The 17,733-nt window shown below is 42.2% G+C and carries 16 protein-coding genes; 8 read left to right on the forward strand and 8 right to left on the reverse strand.

Annotated features, from left to right (window positions below; translation table 11 throughout):
- Positions 1–210 precede the first annotated feature (210 nt).
- The 6 genes from IH597_13035 to IH597_13060 all read left to right on the forward strand — a co-directional run bounded on the left by IH597_13035 (position 211) and on the right by IH597_13060 (position 7,863).
- Entirely contained in the window at positions 211–969 is a 759-nt protein-coding gene (locus IH597_13035; GenBank protein MBE0663377.1) for a type III pantothenate kinase, read from the forward strand.
- Positions 947–2,233 carry a hypothetical protein gene (locus IH597_13040; GenBank protein MBE0663378.1) on the forward strand — a complete coding sequence of 429 codons (1,287 nt, stop codon included), beginning with the start codon at positions 947–949 and terminating at the stop codon, positions 2,231–2,233. The genes IH597_13035 and IH597_13040 overlap by 23 nt, the downstream gene beginning before the upstream one ends.
- A 69-nt stretch (positions 2,234–2,302) precedes the next feature.
- Positions 2,303–3,679, forward strand: coding sequence for a hypothetical protein (locus IH597_13045; GenBank protein MBE0663379.1), 1,377 nt, complete (start codon positions 2,303–2,305; stop codon positions 3,677–3,679).
- 13 nt (positions 3,680–3,692) lie between these two features.
- Positions 3,693–4,289, forward strand: coding sequence for an LPS export ABC transporter periplasmic protein LptC (lptC, locus tag IH597_13050; protein MBE0663380.1), 597 nt, complete (start codon positions 3,693–3,695; stop codon positions 4,287–4,289).
- A 38-nt stretch (positions 4,290–4,327) separates the two neighbouring features.
- On the forward strand, positions 4,328–5,599 hold the full coding sequence (locus IH597_13055) for an HlyC/CorC family transporter (GenBank protein MBE0663381.1): 1,272 nt from the start codon (positions 4,328–4,330) through the stop codon (positions 5,597–5,599).
- Between the two features lie 140 nt (positions 5,600–5,739).
- Entirely contained in the window at positions 5,740–7,863 is a 2,124-nt protein-coding gene (locus IH597_13060) for a SurA N-terminal domain-containing protein (protein MBE0663382.1), read from the forward strand.
- A gap of 68 nt (positions 7,864–7,931) precedes the next feature.
- Here IH597_13060 and IH597_13065 read toward each other — a convergent pair whose 3' ends face one another.
- The 3 genes from IH597_13065 to IH597_13075 form a co-directional block, all read right to left on the reverse strand.
- Positions 7,932–9,125, reverse strand: a complete 1,194-nt coding sequence (locus IH597_13065; GenBank protein MBE0663383.1) for a rod shape-determining protein RodA — start codon at positions 9,123–9,125, stop codon at positions 7,932–7,934.
- Between the two features lie 67 nt (positions 9,126–9,192).
- A complete protein-coding gene (gene mrdA, locus IH597_13070; GenBank protein ID MBE0663384.1) occupies positions 9,193–11,001 on the reverse strand; it encodes a penicillin-binding protein 2 in 1,809 nt (602 codons plus the stop codon).
- A gap of 91 nt (positions 11,002–11,092) precedes the next feature.
- Entirely contained in the window at positions 11,093–11,587 is a 495-nt protein-coding gene (locus tag IH597_13075; GenBank protein ID MBE0663385.1) for a hypothetical protein, read from the reverse strand.
- Positions 11,588–11,643: 56 nt separating this feature from the next.
- Between IH597_13075 and IH597_13080 the strand changes: the two genes are divergently transcribed.
- Entirely contained in the window at positions 11,644–12,639 is a 996-nt protein-coding gene (locus IH597_13080; GenBank protein ID MBE0663386.1) for an acyl transferase, read from the forward strand.
- A gap of 44 nt (positions 12,640–12,683) precedes the next feature.
- Here the strand turns inward: IH597_13080 and IH597_13085 are convergent, their stop codons facing one another.
- A complete protein-coding gene (locus tag IH597_13085) occupies positions 12,684–13,346 on the reverse strand; it encodes an SOS response-associated peptidase (protein MBE0663387.1) in 663 nt (220 codons plus the stop codon).
- 121 nt (positions 13,347–13,467) lie between these two features.
- On the opposite strand from IH597_13085, the gene elbB reads away from it, so the two are divergent.
- Complete coding sequence (gene elbB, locus IH597_13090) at positions 13,468–14,115, forward strand: isoprenoid biosynthesis glyoxalase ElbB (protein ID MBE0663388.1); 648 nt, start codon at positions 13,468–13,470, stop codon at positions 14,113–14,115.
- A gap of 56 nt (positions 14,116–14,171) precedes the next feature.
- On the opposite strand, the gene IH597_13095 is transcribed toward elbB, so the two are convergent.
- The 4 genes from IH597_13095 to IH597_13110 all read right to left on the reverse strand — a co-directional run.
- Positions 14,172–14,594, reverse strand: coding sequence for an NUDIX hydrolase (locus IH597_13095; GenBank protein ID MBE0663389.1), 423 nt, complete (start codon positions 14,592–14,594; stop codon positions 14,172–14,174).
- A 125-nt stretch (positions 14,595–14,719) separates the two neighbouring features.
- Positions 14,720–15,412, reverse strand: a complete 693-nt coding sequence (gene rsmI / locus IH597_13100) for a 16S rRNA (cytidine(1402)-2'-O)-methyltransferase (protein ID MBE0663390.1) — start codon at positions 15,410–15,412, stop codon at positions 14,720–14,722.
- A gap of 8 nt (positions 15,413–15,420) precedes the next feature.
- Complete coding sequence (locus IH597_13105) at positions 15,421–16,713, reverse strand: M28 family peptidase (protein ID MBE0663391.1); 1,293 nt, start codon at positions 16,711–16,713, stop codon at positions 15,421–15,423.
- A 17-nt stretch (positions 16,714–16,730) separates the two neighbouring features.
- A partial coding sequence (locus IH597_13110) for a hypothetical protein (GenBank protein ID MBE0663392.1) occupies positions 16,731–17,733 on the reverse strand: 1,003 nt, incomplete at its 5' end.

A 17,733-nucleotide genomic window follows, 5' to 3' on the forward strand; every position in this document is an offset into this window, starting at 1 on the left:
TTTATCCTTATGCATTTGCTATTCTCTTTAAGAATAGCGAAAATGCAAATTGAAATCCGTTTAATTGAAAAACGCCTGTAACAAACTAAATTTCAAATATATCAAAGAACTTTTTTAGATTTTAATGGGACAGTAATGATATCTGTGCATTCATCATTTTTGCAAGACATTATATTACTTTTGTAACCCAACGGTAAGACCCGCAGTGGCATGATACAGAAAACAGATACGAACGTGATTATTGACCTGGGCAACACCCTGTTCAAAGTTGCAGTATTTGATAAAAACATTCTGCTCTCAATCAGGGTGTTTAAAAACGGATCGTACAGCAGGATCGGGAACTATCTAAAAGTGCTGCCACAACAAAGTTACTGTATCTTGTCCAGCGTTGTAAATTACCCGGATACACTGAAGGTGTTATTGAATGAACACTTTAAAACCATTATTCTGAATCCTGGAACAGCACTTCCAGTTGTAAATTCTTATAAAACTCCTGAAACACTGGGTAAAGACCGCATTGCAGCTGCAGTTGCAGCCTGGCATGCATTTCCGGGTAAAAATTTACTGGTAATAGATGCCGGCACAGCAATAACAATGGATTTGGTTACCAATGATGGCAACTTCGTTGGTGGAGCGATATCTCCTGGAATAGATATGCGATTTAAAGCACTTCACACTTTTACAGGCAAGCTTCCGTTAGTAAAAAGAAAGAACATCAAATACCTGACAGGTGCCACTACTGAAGAGTCCATAAGCACGGGTGTAATCAATGGAATTGCTGTGGAGATTGACGGTATTATTGATAAGTACAAGCTACTTTACCCTGATTTAACAATTATTTTTGGAGGCGGTGATAGCAAATTTTTGCATAAAAGATTAAAAAATAGCATCTTTGCACTCCCAAATCCGGTTATAAACGGATTACAAATAATATTGAACTACAATATTGAAAACGAAAAAATTCTTTAAGGTTTTTACGGTGTTGGCCTTATGCCTGTTTGCATTCACTTCAGCAAACTCACAAACCCGGATCAGTTCGCCTTATTCCCGCTTTGGCATTGGCGATTTGCACCTTTACAATCATACTTCTATAATGGCGATGGGAGGAACCAGCATTGGGCTAAACAACCCTCTGCTTGTGAATTTCAATAATCCGGCCTCTTATCATTCCATTGAGCCGAAATCTTTTGTGTTTGAAGCAAGTTTGTATAACAAATATGCCCGGCTCAGGACTGAAACCTTAAGCCAACGAAGCAATTATGCTACACTTGGCCATTTACTAATGGCCTTTCCGGTAACCAGTTATTGGAAATCGAGCCTGGGTTTACTGCCCTTTTCTGATATGGGATACAAGGTAGTTGACTCCCGCATTGATGAGCAATTCGGAAAAACAGAACACAACTTTGAAGGATCAGGGGGAATACACCAGTTTTATTGGGGCAATTCTGTTGGAATAGGCAAACGATTATCCGTGGGTTTTAATCTGGTTTATTTATTTGGAACCCTTGAAAAAAACAGAAGCCTTTCATTTCCCGATTCAGTGTTTATGCTTGGAACCCGCATTTTGAATACCACATCAGTTTCGGATCTAAAGCTCAACACGGGGATCCAATACAATCAAGCTCTAAATGATGATTACAGCTTTACGTTGGGTTTAACTTACAGCCCGGAAGCTAAGATTACCATTAAGGATAAGGTTCTTGCTTATAACTATTTTCCAGGTCTTACAGGTGTTGATAACATCCGGGACACAATTATTGACACACCCTCTTTGAAAGGAAAAATGGTATTACCATCTGATTTAGGAGCAGGCATCATGTTTCAGAAAACCGGTCGCTGGCTTATTGCTGCCGATTATACCTGGCAAAACTGGGAAAACTATACTCTTTTCGATCGCAGCGATTCTCTGAAAAACAGTATGGGAGTTTCTCTTGGAACTCAGTTTACACCGATTAATACAACTATTTCACCCTATTGGAAAAAAATGCGTTATCGCTTCGGCATCAGGTACTCTCAAACATACCTTGAGCTTAATAACAATCAGTTGAATGAATTTGGCATAAGTTTTGGTTTTGGTTTACCATTAAGCCGAACCAGATCAGCAATAAATCTCGGAATTGAAATAGGACAGAGAGGCACAACAAAGAATAACCTGATTGAGGAAACCTTTTTCAGATTCTCTGCAAGTTTCTCTATCCTCGACAGATGGTTCGAACAGAGAAGATATTTTTGATTTAAACAGAAAATTGCCAGCCAATAAATGAAAAACTGAGCAGTGAAATTCAAACCAATTATGAAAAAGATGATAAATATAAAAATCGTTGTCGCCGCCACAGGATTATTGTTAGGGTTAGTTTTTATGAAAGCACCTGTAAATGCCCAGGTAGGTACAGATTACACACAAATAACCGGGCCAAAGTACGGCGAGGATAGCGCAACCTGCGTTATCAACCTTTCTCTTTACCGCGAATTTTACAGGCAGTGGCGTTCAAGTGGTGGAACAGGAACAGTAATTGAAGATGCCATCAATCCGTGGAGATGGGTTTTTCTAAACTGCCCGCTGGCCAGCGAAAATACATATATTGATGGTGTAAACATTGTAGAATATCTGATTGCAAAAGAAAAAGATCCTGCATTGAAAGAAAAACTTATTGATACCTTAATGATGGTTTACGATCAAAGGATTCGTGCCGTTGGAAAAGAAGGCTACATTTTGGGTAGAAAAGGAGTGAACCTTATCTCTCATCGTCCGAATGCAAATGATGATTTATATGGCATTTTCCGGCGTTCAGTTGAACTTGCCGGCAACGATAGTGAAGCCCCGGTAGTCGCACAGTATTTTCGATATGCTGAAAGAATGGTTCGGGAAGAAAAAATTTCAAAAGATGAATTCTTTGAAATTTACGAAACCATGATTCAGATCATTGATTTCAACGTTGCGAAAAACCAGGATAACCAACAACAAATTTCTGTTTGGGAAAATATCAGGGGTTTCATTGAGCAAACCCTCGAGCCATACGCATCATGCGACGACCTCATTGCTATCTTCACCAGAAAAATAAATGAAAGCCCGGAAGATCTTGAGCTCCTATACAAAGTAATCAATCTTTTCGACCGCAAAGGCTGCACCGATGCCCCACTTTATTTGTCTACCACATTGAAAGCCTATGAACTTGATCCATCACCCCAATCAGCTTATGGAATTGGCAGGATGTATTTTCGGAACAAGGAGTACGCAAAATCTATTGACTTTCTTAAAGAAGCTGAAAAGCTTGAAAGTCCGGCCGATCGGGCAGATGGTATGATTCTGCTGGCAACATCCTACAAAGAAACAGGCAACAAAGTAAGAGCCCGCGAAGCAGCTTTGAAAGCCATTCAATCAAGGCCAACTGATGGACATGCTCACATCCTTATTGGTGATTTGTATGCAGCCAGCGCCGAGGAATGTGGCACAAACGAGCTCACTACCAACGCGGTTTACTGGGTTGCTGCCGACAAATACATGGAAGCGCGCAGGGTTGATGCTTCAGTTGCCGACGAAGCAACGCAAAGGATCAACATATACACAAAACACTTTCCCTCCATTGAAACAATCTTTTTTTACGGACATACCGAGGGGGAAGCATTCACGGTTGAGTGTTGGATTAATGAAAACACCACCATAAGAGCAGCCAAATAAAGTCATTATAAAAATGGACCCCTACTCCCATCCGGGACGAAGCATTAGAAATGTATTCTTTTACAGCATTATTATCCTGTGGATGATAATGCTTTTTTCTTGCGAGAATGATATGGCCCTCGTAAACGAGATGACTAAGCGCGATACATTGCCTGTGGTATCTTCATATAATATTGCAGTACATTACAGCGAAAATGGAATCCCGCAATTTATCATGGAAGCTCCCGTGGCAAATTTTTACGCTGGTGAAGACCCACGTCAGGAGTTTCCCGAAGGTTTTTATGTGACGTTTTTTGATTCGCTCATGAACAAGAAATCTGAGCTTCTGGCTGACTATGGCGTGAGTTATGAAAAGCGTAAATTGATGGAAGCGCGCCGCAAGGTTATAGTGATCAATCATGAAAAGAATGAAAAGCTGAACACCGAACACATGATTTGGGATCAGGCAGAGAAAAAAATATTCTCAGATGTTTTTGTAAAAATCACTACACAATCCGATGTGCTTTATGGCGAAAATGGCTTTGAAGCACATGAATCATTCAATGATTGGGTAATAAGAAAAACCTCTGGTGAGTTTGAAATTGAAGATGAGAAAGGGCAAAACCGCTAAAGTTGAACCCACAAGCCGGATGCTAACTTAAAAAATTAATGGATAGTTATACACTTATTCTTTCCGCTCTTCTGCTTTCTGCCTTTTTTTCAGGTATGGAAATCGCATTCATCAATTCAAATAAACTGAAGATTGAGCTTAATAAAAATAAAGGCATGGCTTCAGCAAGATTGATTTCAGACTTCACAAAAAAACCATCGCACTTTCTTTCGGCTATGATGGTCGGAAATGTTATTGCACTGGTAATGTATGGAGTTGCCATTGCCAATAAGCTTGATCCGTTTTTAAGACAGAACCTTTCTGCGAGCCTTAACAATGATGTTTCAATTTTCTTGTTGCAAACTTTTCTCACGACATTGCTTATCCTGATTGTTGCAGAATTGTTGCCAAGAATCCTGTTTCGCATTAGCTCAAATGCCTTGGTTACCTTTTTTGCGATCCCAATAAGTGTCTTTTATTATCTCTTCTTTCCGATAACTTTAATATTTAATGGTGTATCTGAATTTATACTTAAGTACATTTTTCGAATCAAAGTTTCTGGAAAAGAACATGAATTCAGCACTGTTGATCTTGATAACTATGTGCGTGAGCTTGACAACAAGCAACTTGACGATAGTGAAGTAAGGCAGGAAATTCAAATGATCCAGAATGCAATGGAATTTCACAATGTAAAACTACGGGAATGCATGGTTCCAAGGAATGAAATTGTTGCCATTGAAGAAAATGACCCGGTTGAGGAGCTGGCATCAGAGATGGCAGAAACTGGCCTTTCAAGAATTTTGGTTTATAGAGACAGTATTGATAACATTATTGGTTATGTTCATTCATTCGACCTTTTCAGTAAGCCCCAAAGTATACAGCCGCTCATCAAGCCAATCATCATTGCCCCAGAAACCATGACGGCCAACAAAATACTCACCACTTTCATACAGCAGCATAAAAGCATTGCACTCGTCGTTGACGAATTTGGTGGAACATCAGGGATTGTTACGATGGAAGACATCATCGAAGAGATTTTTGGTGAAATTGATGATGAATACGACAAAGAAGAAAAGACAGAAAAACAAGTTTCAGACAATGAGTTCATTTTTTCCGGTCGCCATGAAATTGATTATCTGAACGGGAAATACATGATGGAGCTTCCTGAGTCAGATGATTATGAGACACTTGCAGGCCTTATATTACATTATCACGAAGACATTCCGGCCATAGGAGAAGAAATACAAATTGGAAAGTTTGCATTTATAATCCTGCAGGCAACCAATACCCTCATTCAACAGGTTCAGCTAAAGATTTTAGATGGTTCATGAGAAGCAGGCAGATTTTTTCGATCCCAGCTTAGAGCTTTCTGAACACAAGTTAGAGTATTCGTGCTTTTCCTTATAGATTTTTATTTTTTACGTTAACATTTCTATTAAATTTGCAAACTCATTTAAAAACAGGATGAAAAATGGCTTTAATAGGTGATATCAGAAAACAATCAACACTTTTAATAGTAATAATTGGTGTGGCTTTGGCTGCATTCGTGCTCGGCGATTTATTTTCAAAAGGACCCAGGCAGGGCAGCTTTAACATTGCGGAAGTTGATGGGGAAGACATTCCTATCCTTGCCTATAACCAGCGTCTCGAAGAAAGTCTTAACATGCGCCGGCAGAATTTGGGTCGTGAAAATCTTACACCCCAGGAGCAATACGCAACACGGCAATCAACATGGGAAGAGATGATACGCGAGATTCTTCTCGATAAGGAATACGATCATCTCGGGCTGAATATATCAACCGAAGAATTGGATGAATTAGTTCGCGGAACAGAACCACATAGTTTTATCAGGCAAAGTTTTACCGATCCGCAAACCGGTGTGTTTGACCCTGCAGCCGTGGATAACTTTCTTCGAAACCTCGATCAGGTTGATCCTGCAATGCGTCAGCGCTACCTTTTTCTTGAGCAAGCCATAAAGGACGATCAACTCGTTAACAAGCATACTGATTTACTTGCCAAAGCCTATCATGTACCTACTGCGTTAGCCACCAAAGATTTTATGTCGAAAAACCGCCAGGCAAATGTAAAAGCAGTTGCCCTGCGTTATCAGGTTATACCCGATGAAGAGGTTGCGGTTACCGAACAGGAGATGAAACGCTTTTACGAAAACAATAAATTCCGTTATAACCAGGAAGATACACGTGCTATTGACTATGTTATCTTCGAAATTCAGGCTTCGGAAGAGGATCGGGAAAGAATTGCCGCAGAATTCAACAAGCTTTATGAGGAATTTCAGCAAGTCAACGACATCCCTGTTTTTGTAAACGCGGTTTCTGACTCACGTTATGACAGTACATGGTTCAAACGTGGTGAATTGCCATTGAAAATAGATGAAGCGCTTTTTGAAGCTCCTGTCGGAACTATGGTAAGCCCCTTTGTTGAAGATGGCCGTCATGTTATGGCCCGTTTGATGGACACTGGAATCCGGCCCGACTCCCTGAAAGCCAGTCATATTTTGGTTTCGCACCAGGCAACCGGTATGAACCAGCAAACTACCCGCACAAAAGAACAGGCGAAAAACAGGGCTGATAGCCTCTTTAATGAAATCATGAAAAACCGTAGCAAATTTGCTGATTTAGCCTTAACAATGTCTGACGATCCTTCGGCAGCACAAAACCAGGGTGATCTCGGTTGGTTTAAGGATGGCGCTATGGTATATCCATTCAACCAGGCCGTAATTGAAAACAGGGTTGGCCAGATTGTTATGGCTGAGTCACAATTTGGTTTTCACATCATAGAAATAACAGGTAAAACGGAGCCTGTTCAAAAGGTAAGGGTTGCAATTGTTGACAGATTTATTGAACCCAGCACCCGTACAGTTCAGGAAACATATGTTAATGCAAGCCAGTTTGCAAGTACCAACCGCAATAGCGAAGCTTTTGAAAAAGCCATTGTTGATGCCGGACTATCAAAAAGAAATGCAAGTAGCATCAAACCTATGGATAACAGTATTCCTGGTATTACTATGCCACGTGAACTGATTCGCTGGATGTACAACGAAGACACGAAAGTTGGCGATGTTTCACCCGCATTTGATGTGGAAGGATCATTTGTTGTGGCTACTCTGACAGGCCTTCAAAAAGAAGGAACCATGCCATTTGATCAGTCAAAAGCTATGATTGAGCCGCTGGTTCGCAGGGAAAAAAAGGCTGAACTGCTCATCAGCCGTATGCAGGATGCAGCCAAAGACAACAACGATTTAAATGCTATTGCTGCAAAACTTGAAACCAATGTTGAATCGCTGCCAAACCTTACCTTTAACTCTTTAAATCTTCCCAATTTCGGTAGGGAACCCAAAATTGTTGGCAAGATTTTCTCAATGGAGGAAAAGCAATTTTCCCAACCTGTTGCCGGCGACCTTGCTGTTTACATTCTCATGGTTGATGAATACATCATCAAAGAACCTGAAGGCGATGATCTTAAAGGCATACAAAGGGTGCTCAGCAATAATTTCCGAAGCCGTGTTTCACGCGAAGGCGTTAAAGCCATCGAGGACAATGCGAACGTAACGGATAATCGGATGATGTTCTATTAGAATATCAGAACTTACAATTGTAAAAAGCCTTGCTTTCTTTACTGGAGCAAGGCTTTTTCATTTCAACATTATAATAATGCAAACCTGTTGGCATCCTGTTTAATAAAGGTAAACAGCATAATTGTAAAAGCCCACAACGATGAGCCACCATAACTGATAAAAGGCAGCGGAATACCAATAACCGGAACCAGTCCGATGGTCATCCCGATATTGATGGTGAAGTGAAAAAACAAAACCGATGCAACCCCATAGCCATAAATCCGGCTGAAATCTGAACGTTGCCGTTCTGCTAAGCGGATCAACCGGATTAATAACAGGATGTACAATGATATAAGCGAAACACTGCCGATAAAGCCCCATTCTTCGCCTACGGTGCAGAAAATGAAATCGGTGCTTTGCTCGGGCACGAAGCTATATTTGGTTTGCGTTCCCTGCAGAAATCCCTTTCCGGCAAAGCCACCGGAACCAATTGCAATCTTTGACTGGTGAAGGTTATAGCCCACTCCCTTTAAATCAATTTCTTTCCCGAGCAGCACATTGATACGTGATTTTTGATGTTGTTGAAGAACGTTCTCGAACGAATATTCGACTGTATGTATAAAAGCGATCGCAAGAATAAGCATTCCCGCAATCTTCAAAATATTGCCAGTGTAGCGTTTTATAAAAAGCAATGCAATAGCCGCGATTACAATACATGCAATAATAATCGAAAGCTCTCCAAAAAGTAAAGTCGCCAGCACAAGCACAGCCATAGCTGCGCCTAAAATCAATACACTTCCCGAAAGTCCTTCGCGATAAAAAGCAATCAAAAAGCTGGAAAACACCAATGCCGAACCTGTATCATTCTGAAGCAGAATCAATGCTGCAGGTAACCCGATGATCCCAAAAGCCTGAGCTTTACCTTTTAATGTTCGCAAATTAAACGAAGCAGAACTCATAACCCTGGCCAGTCCCAGGGCTGCTGCATATTTTGCAAACTCAGCGGGCTGAAGTGCAAATCCCCCGATTTGAAACCATGATTTGCTGCCCGCAATAACAGCACCTTTGAAAAGAACCGCTATCAGCGCCAGCATTGAGATCGCATAGATAACATAAGCAAACGCCGGAAAGAACTTGATATCAATGAGCAGTATGGTTCCTGCAATTAAAAGCGCTGTTACAATCCAGATCAATTGCTTGCCATAACTTTCTGATACATCAAAAATGCTACTGCTTTCCTCCTGATAAACTGCCGCATAAATACTGATCCAACCTATCAGCATCAAACCAATGTAGATGAGTATAGTTGGCCAGTCAATATTGGCAAGTATTCCTTCCCGGTCTCTCACATCAGTAAATTATAGCGTTTAACATTCTTTCCTCTACTTCTTTGCGACTTATTTCACCCTTAAGGTATTTCTCCATCATCAACGTGGCAATAGGAACCGCCCATGTTGCTCCAAAACCCGCGTTTTCAACAACAACAGCAATGGCAATCTGTGGATTCTCCTTGGGTGCAAATGCAACAAACAAAGAATGATCTTTGCCATGGGGGTTCTCGGCGGTGCCTGTTTTTCCGCACATCGAAATATCATTGAGCTTATACCAGCGTGCGGTCCCATGTGAACCGGTAAAAACCTGGTGCATACCTTCAATCACTTCAATATAGTGGTGTTGATCAATATTGGTTCTCACCTTTTCAATCTCCATTGGCTTTATACTGTCGTTTTCACCAATTGCTTTAACAAGGTGAGGCGGGTAATAATATCCTTTATTTGAAATGGTGGCAGCCATATTAGCCATTTGGATAGGTGTGAGCAAAATTTCGCCCTGGCCAATTGACAACGACCTTATTGTTAATGCCCGCCAGCGATTAACCCCATAAATGCGGTTGTATTCGTTCGGCATTGGGACTTTCCCGGTTTGTTCCCCGAACAGATCGGTTCCCAATACCTTACCGAACCCAAAGCTGTGCATGTCATCAACCCAATGGCTGTATGCCTCTTCCGTATTCGTAAATCTGGAACTGTTAATAAGATCCCTGAAACAACCCCAGAAATAAGGGTTGCATGAATGTTCAATTGCATCCCGCAATGCCAGAGGCGATGTATGATTATGGCTACAGCGGATTGGACGCGAACCGGTACCCTGGCAGGAATATCGTGATTGAGGAGTAATTGCTCCGTGTTGAAGTGAAATCAATCCGTTTACCATCTTAAATGTTGAACCAGGTGGGTAGGTGGCCATGAGCGCCCTGTTGAAGAGTGGTTTAAGTGTGTCTTCTGAAAGAATGCCGTAATTTTTGTTACGGGCACGGCCAATCATAAGATTGGGGTCGTATGACGGACTGCTGACAAGTGCCAGGATTTCACCGGTTGCCGGTTCAATAGCAACAATGCTTCCACGCTTGTTCTGCATTAATTTTTCGCCGTATGCCTGCAACGCAGCATCAATGGTTATGTATAGATCCGTACCCATCACTGAAGAGGTATCAAAGCGTCCCTCATGATAGCCTCTTATTTCACGGTTATGAACATCAACCATCATAATTTTTACACCTTTTTCACCCCTTAGGATTTCCTCGTAGGTTCTTTCAATGCCATTTATTCCAATATAATCGCCCATGCGGTAGTAAGGATTGTTCTCAATTACCCTGGAACTTGCCTCGCCAATATAGCCTAATGTGTGCGAAGCGATGGGCTGCGAGTATTTGCGGAGGGTGCGGGTTTGAACAAAGAACCCGGGATATTTAAATAGCTTCTCTTCCAGATATCCATACGTTTCTGTTGACAACTGTTGTTCAAAAACGGAGGGTTTGTACCAGGAATGTGCCTTTGCACGGTTCAAATTTCTGATAAAAGCTTCTTTTTCAATTCCAATAATCCGGCAAAGTTCCAGCGTATCAATATTGCGAACCTGGCGGGGTATAACCATCAGGTCGTATGCTGCCTCGTTATAAACGAGAAGTTCTCCGCTGCGATCATAAATAAGACCGCGGGCAGGGTATTGGGTCATATAGCGAAGCACATTATTGCTTGCTGAGAGTTTATAACTGTCGTCAATAATCTGAAGAAAAAAAAGCCGGAATACAAAAAGAACCCCAACGGATATTATAATACCAATTACAAGATATTTCCTGTCAGAATAGGGATTTCTCATAGTTTCGGATCATCGGGGAAAAAGACTTTTTGCCCCTTACAAAAGTAGGCTTTTTATCAGAGTTAGGGTTGCATGCTTTTGCAAAAACTGCCTATTCCACAATAAAAAAAGGTGTTCGAATTGTATTGCTCTGATGCAAGGCACGATCTTTAATGCTTATATCGAATGCAATGGTGTCGGAAAGCAGAAATGACCGCAGCAAAGAATAATCAAAGGTGTACTCAATCATTCCTTCTATTGGCTTTTCACCTTTATTTTCATCAATCCGGGGAATGCGACTGTTGAATGTTGTGGTTGTATCGGGAAAAATTATGAGTGACGGCAGGTTGTTTTCAAGCTTATACATATCAATGAAAAGATTGTAATCGAAAGGAGGATCTGTTTCATGTTCATAGAGGCCAATATCGCCATCGCCATCTGTAAATCGAAAGCTCAGGATTAGCTGTGTGGGAATGGTATCAGGTGGATTAAGTACCTTTGTGAAGTTGTTGAATTCAATTTGCGGCTCAATAGGAAATTCCTTTTCCTTTATGCAGGATCCCAACATAAAAATAACGCTTGCCGAAATGATTAAAAATGCCCGCACTGTTTTATTTTTTTTTGGAACCCTAAAATTACTGCTTTTATATTAAAACTCTACTGATGTCAGAATATTATCCAGATTTCGAAAGCTTGTTCACAACCGCCACAAGCGAAGGGTTCAAAAGTGCCTGTCTTGGTGCTTTTCGTTATCAGAATAACGCAAATCCGGTTTATAAACAATTCTGTGATTTGTTGGGCATAAGGGTTGATGATGTGATAGAAGTTGAGAAAATCCCATTTCTTCCTGTTGAACTTTTCAGGACTCATAAAATACAATGCGGTAAGCACCAGCCAGAAAAGATTTTTACTAGCAGCGGCACCACGGGACAGGCAACATCAAAACATTATGTGACTGATTTGTTAGTTTATAACAAAAGTTTGCTTCGTTGTTTTGAAATGAATTATGGCCCAGTGTCAGATTATTGCATCCTCGCTCTATTGCCTTCTTACCTCGAACGCGAAGGTTCAAGCCTGGTGTATATGATTCAGAATCTGATGCAACAAAGCGGACATGCTGATAATGGTTTTTATTTGTACGATCATCACAAGCTGGCTGAAACTATTGAGAAACTAGTTGCACAAAAGCAAAAAACCATTTTGATCGGGGTAAGTTTTGCCTTGCTTGATTTCTCAGAAAAACATCCGATTGCACTGCCTGAAAATTTCATTGTTATGGAAACAGGAGGCATGAAAGGCCGCCGGAGGGAAATGGTTCGAGAAGAACTGCATGAAATACTTGGTTCGCGATTTCAAATTCCCGTGATCCATTCCGAATACGGGATGACTGAATTGCTCTCACAAGCCTACTCAAAAGGCAAAGGTTTTTTCCGAACCCCTCCCTGGATGAAAATCCTGATCCGGGATTTGAACGATCCTTTCCGTAATTTGCCAGCTGAAAGAACCGGCGCTATCAATATCATTGACCTTGCCAACATTCATTCTTGTTCTTTCATTTCCACGCAGGACCTCGGAAGGATCAACGATGACGAAACCTTTGAAGTGCTTGGCCGCTTTGATAACAGCGATGTGAAGGGGTGTAATTTGATGGTGCAGTAGAATGGTAACTATATATCAAGAAGCACATTCCGAAAATAACATTCTCATTTTCCATCCAACGGTAAAATCACAGCGGAATTATCATTCCCCGGCGAATTCACCAGCTTTGAAACCTCATAGGCCTGCATTTTTTCCGATTCAAAAGCTTGCAGCAATTCCCGAATTTCGCGGGGATCATTACTTTTAAGCCAGGTTTCTTCAAATTCCGATGGCAGTATTACAGGCATACGCTCATGGATGTTTTTCATCAGCTCATTGGCTGAGGTGGTGATAATGGAAAATGAATTGATTTTCTTGCCTTCAGGATTCTTCCATGTTTCCCAGATTCCGGCCATAGCGAAAGGCTGCAGATCTTTCATTGTTATCCTGTATGGCTTTTTGCCATTTTCGTTTTTCCATTCGTAAAACCCATCGGCAAGCACGAGGCAACGGCGCTGACGGAATGCATTTCGATAAGACGGTTTTTCTTCAATGCTTTCAGCCCGGGCATTGATCATTTTGCTGCCAATCTTTTCATCTTTGGCCCAAAAGGGAATCAATCCCCAATGGAAATAGCTCAGATGCCGTGGTTCTTCATTGGTAATCACAGCAAGTTTTTGGGTAGGAGCGCAATTGTACCTGGCTACATAAGGTTCAATGCCACTCGCCAGTCTGAACCGCTCATTCAGAATGGCTTCATCGGTTGTAAGTGAAAAACGTCCGCACATAGGGATTTAAAATTGCGATGTTAAATTTAGTTAATTCAAATGAGGTGAAGTCTGTTTTTAATGATTTTGTTAAATTTGAATTCTATTAGCATGAAAAAAAACATAATTTAAAATTTAAGCCATGAAAAAGTTTGCAGTAATAGTTTCAGGGTGCGGCGTTTACGATGGCGCCGAAATTCACGAAACAGTAATGACACTTCTTGCTATTAAAAAAGCCGGCGCAGATTATCAGTTGTTTGCCCCGGATATGATGCAGCATCATGTAATCAACCACCTCACCGGCGAGGAAATGCCGGAAAAAAGAAACGTGCTGGTTGAGTCAGCTAGGCTAACACGGGGAAATATCAAACCTTTGGCTGAATACGATCCAAAGGATTATGATGCAATTATCCTTCCTGGAGGTTTCGGCGTGGCCAAAAACCTGTGCACATATGCCTTTGATGGAGCCGATTGCAAAGTAAATCCTGATGTTGAAAAAGCTGTGAAAGACACACATACTAACAAAAAACCGATTGGCGCACTCTGTATTGCACCGACGTTGATTGCAAGGTTGCTCGGCGATGTTGAGCTTACTGTTGGCGAGCATGCAGAAACAGTTGAAGCCATTACCAAGATGGGATCGAAACATGTGAAAACCACTCATGGTGAAGTAGTAGTTGACAAAAAGCACAATGTGTTTTCAACACCATGTTATATGCTTGACGCAGACATTATCCACATTGAACTTGGCGCCATGAATGTGGTAAAGGCGATGATGGAGGTAATGTAGATTTAAATGCCAGCTAGGTACAGCTACAGATCTCAAATACAAATAAGGAATCGCATTTATAAGAGTTTCCTGAAAGCTATTTCCAGTATTTCCTCATGATCGAAAGCAAGGGGTGGTAGTGTGTTCAACTTGAACCATTCAGCCTCTTTGGCATCTGAACCAGCTTTGACTGAAGCCCGGTCATTTTCAAGCACTCCATAAAACGCAACAGAAACGGTGCGGTGGCGGGGATCGCGGTCGAGGGCACTGAAAGCGTGTAGCTGACTTAGCACAATTCCTTTAAGTCCGGTTTCTTCTTCCAGTTCCCGAACCGCCGCTTCTTCGAGGGTTTCATCCATGTCCATAAAACCGCCCGGCAATGCCCACTTGCCTTCAAAGGGCGGGTGAAGGCGTTTGATCAGCAAAACTTCGCTCATGCTATTTCTGAACACGATGATATCAACGGTTACAGCGGGGCGGGGGAATTTGTAGGTGTGCATGGGTTGCTGGTTGCTGGTTCAAAGTTCTATTGTTCTATTGTTCTAAGTTCGGGGTTTATGGGTTTAGAAGTTTAGGTAGTTTAGGTAGTTTAGTTTTTGGTTACTGGTTCTGCAAACTGCTACTGCTACTTCCTACTGCTACTGCCGCTGCTACTGCCAACCACAACCACCATCTCCCCTTTCAAAGCCCGGCTTTCAGTGATCACGGCCAATTCAGCCAGGGTTCCTCTGAGGGTTTCCTCGTGAAGCTTTGAAAGTTCGCGTGAAAGGCTGGCTTTGCGTTCGCTACCAAAATATTGAATTAATTCTTTTAAAGTTTTGGCGATCCGGTGTGGCGATTCGAAAAATATTACCGTACAATCAAGTTGAGCCAAATACTCCAGCCGGGTTTTCCTTCCTTTCTTTGGTGGCAGGAAGCCTTCAAAATGAAAGCGATCAGATGGCAGTCCCGAAACTACCAGTGCGGGAACAAAGGATGTTGCGCCCGGAAGACATTCTACATCTACACCAGCTTCGATGCAGGTTCGCACGAGTAAAAAACCCGGATCGCTTATGGACGGTGTTCCGGCATCGCTGATCAGTGCCACGTTTAATCCATCATTGATGCGATTAGCGAGTGTTTCAACAGTTTTGTGCTCGTTATGAATATGATGCGATTGCAGCGGCCGGGAAATACCGTGATGCTTGAGCAGCACGCCTGAAGTTCGTGTGTCTTCGGCCAGGATCAGATCAACTTCCTTTAAAGTTCTGATGGCCCGCAGCGTTATGTCTTCAAGGTTGCCGATGGGCGTTGGAACGAGATAGAGTTTTCCGGGCATTTGCTGAATTAAAACGTATCAAAAAAATCGGTGATCAAACGAAACACTTCGTCATATTTGGTAAGCGGAACGGCTTCACGTGTATCGTAAATATTATGGTAATGGTGGTGCTCGCTTCCCATGGTCAACAAAAAGAATGCGGGAACACCTTTTTCGTAAAAGTAATAATGATCGCTGCTTCGCGATTCGCCCCTCACCCGTAGCTCTTTCAGATATTTATTCTCATCATTAATGTTGTTCATGGTTTCAAGGCGGACTGAATCAGTTGTTCCGTTGAAAACAAGCAAGCCATCGCTGCCGGTTCCAACCATATCGAGGTTGAGGAGGAATTTAATCCGGGCAAGCGGAAAATATGGGTTCTCAGTATAATGCTTTGAACCCAGCAACCCTGTTTCCTCGCCGCTGAAAGCCATAAAAGCCACGGAATAATCATGGTGGTTTTCAGGAAGGCTGTAATGCCGTGCCAGGTCAATCAGCATGGCTGTGCCACTGGCATTGTCGTTGGCGCCAGAGAAAACAGTTTGCTGTCCCATCATTCCCAAATGATCATAATGTGCTGTGATCACAAGGAAACTATCGGGCTCTGTCTTTCCGGGAATCCAGGCAATCACATTGCGGGTAACATAATCGGGAAGCCATGCATTAACAATATCCAGTTCAATGGTACGTGGTTTTTTGGGAATCTGATCGCTTTGAACATCAATTGCTGTAAACGGCTCATCGCTCATTTCTTTTACCCATGCATGCCATGAAACTGCTGGCCTGGCAAAAATTGCGCCCCGAGATCCAGCCACATTGTTGCGAACCAGCGAATCTATCATGCGCAAGGTGTCGCGCGATTGGATCGCACGCATATCAAAATCATACAAAACATAATGATTGGAATTGTTTTTATTATTGAAGCGTTGAAGCCGCCTGGGTTTATCAAGCATCTTTCGCTTCATCACCCTGATGGGGTAAACTCCATGATCGGCATGGGATGCAGCGCTTACGGTGAATTCACTTCCGGGCATTAATGCCAGGTTGTTAAGCTTTACACCAACCCGGTCAGGAAAGGTGTTCACACTTAAAAGGAAAGGCTGGTAAAAATCAGCGCCGAACGATTTCATCCCATGCTTTTGAAATTCTGATGCAATGAAAGCAGCAGCCAGGCTGTCGCCTTTATTTACATAGCCCCGGCCATACATCAAGGGTGAAGCAAGTGAGTCAATCAGGCTTATTGCATAATCCTTTTCCTGGGCAATGCCGCCGATAGCAAACAGCAATGCAAATACAACAAGGGTGAGTTTTTTTTGTGTCATTGGTTCGAAGTAAGAGGTCAGATACTGTATCTTCTTTTCAAAAATTCATTTAGTCGCGTCAAAGAGGTCGAATTTTCTGACCAATTGAATTGAGTTCGCATTGTGTCAAGTTTATCCAGCGCCTCCTGCCTCATCTGGCAGGCGTTAAGGTTTTCGATTGCACGGTTGTAGCCGGCCAGGTCGCCTTTAAAGAGTTCGTTGATGAAAAGGAATTTATCATTAATCCCGATTGCAGATTTCAGATCGCTGATTTGGCTTTGCTGCATGCGGTTTCCGAGCGAGTTATCGTTCCCGTTTGCAGTCAAATGATCGTTCACGGATTTTTTATCGGCCTGGTACTTATCGGCAAGGGTGGGTGCCGAACCAAATAAGTCAGGCAGGGGCGCTGGTAAAGGTTTTCTTAAAACAGGCTGTTCTGCTGGCGCTTTACTTGTTTCAGGCTCATTATGGTAAAGCTCAATTGCCGGATTCGTTGATTCAGGCGTTATTTCTGGATCAGGCTCATCTTCCGGTTCTTCTTCTGGTTCTTGTCCTAGTAATTCGTCCAACTCTTGTTCCGGCTCTTCTGCTGGTTGACTTAACGGCTCAGGATCTGTTTCGAAGTCAGGCATATTTTCCCCGATAAGATCAAGGCCCGGTTCTGATGGGGATTCGGAGGCTGGTTCAGGATGAGAAAAATTCTCCGGTTCATCCGGGATAAACATTTCTAGTTCCGGCTCTTTCTCATCTTCCGGCGATGATTCAATTTGAGGTTCTACATGATGAACCGGTTCTTCCTTTACCTCGTTGACAGCAGGCTTTGGGTTCGAACCAATTTCAAAAACAAAGGAAGATTCGCGGGTTATCCGTGACCTGATTTTATCGGAATCAAAACCGGGTGTTTTATTGATTTTTTCCAATAAATAGAAATCGTCATATAATTTGCGGATGTTGGCCATAAAAATATCCATCTCAATCAACGGGATCTTACCCTCATAAGCCTTGATGATTTCCCATTGCTCGGCAATGGTTTCCATTATC

Source organism: Bacteroidales bacterium (genome assembly GCA_014860575.1).
In the GTDB taxonomy this organism is placed as follows: domain Bacteria; phylum Bacteroidota; class Bacteroidia; order Bacteroidales; family JAAYJT01; genus JAAYJT01.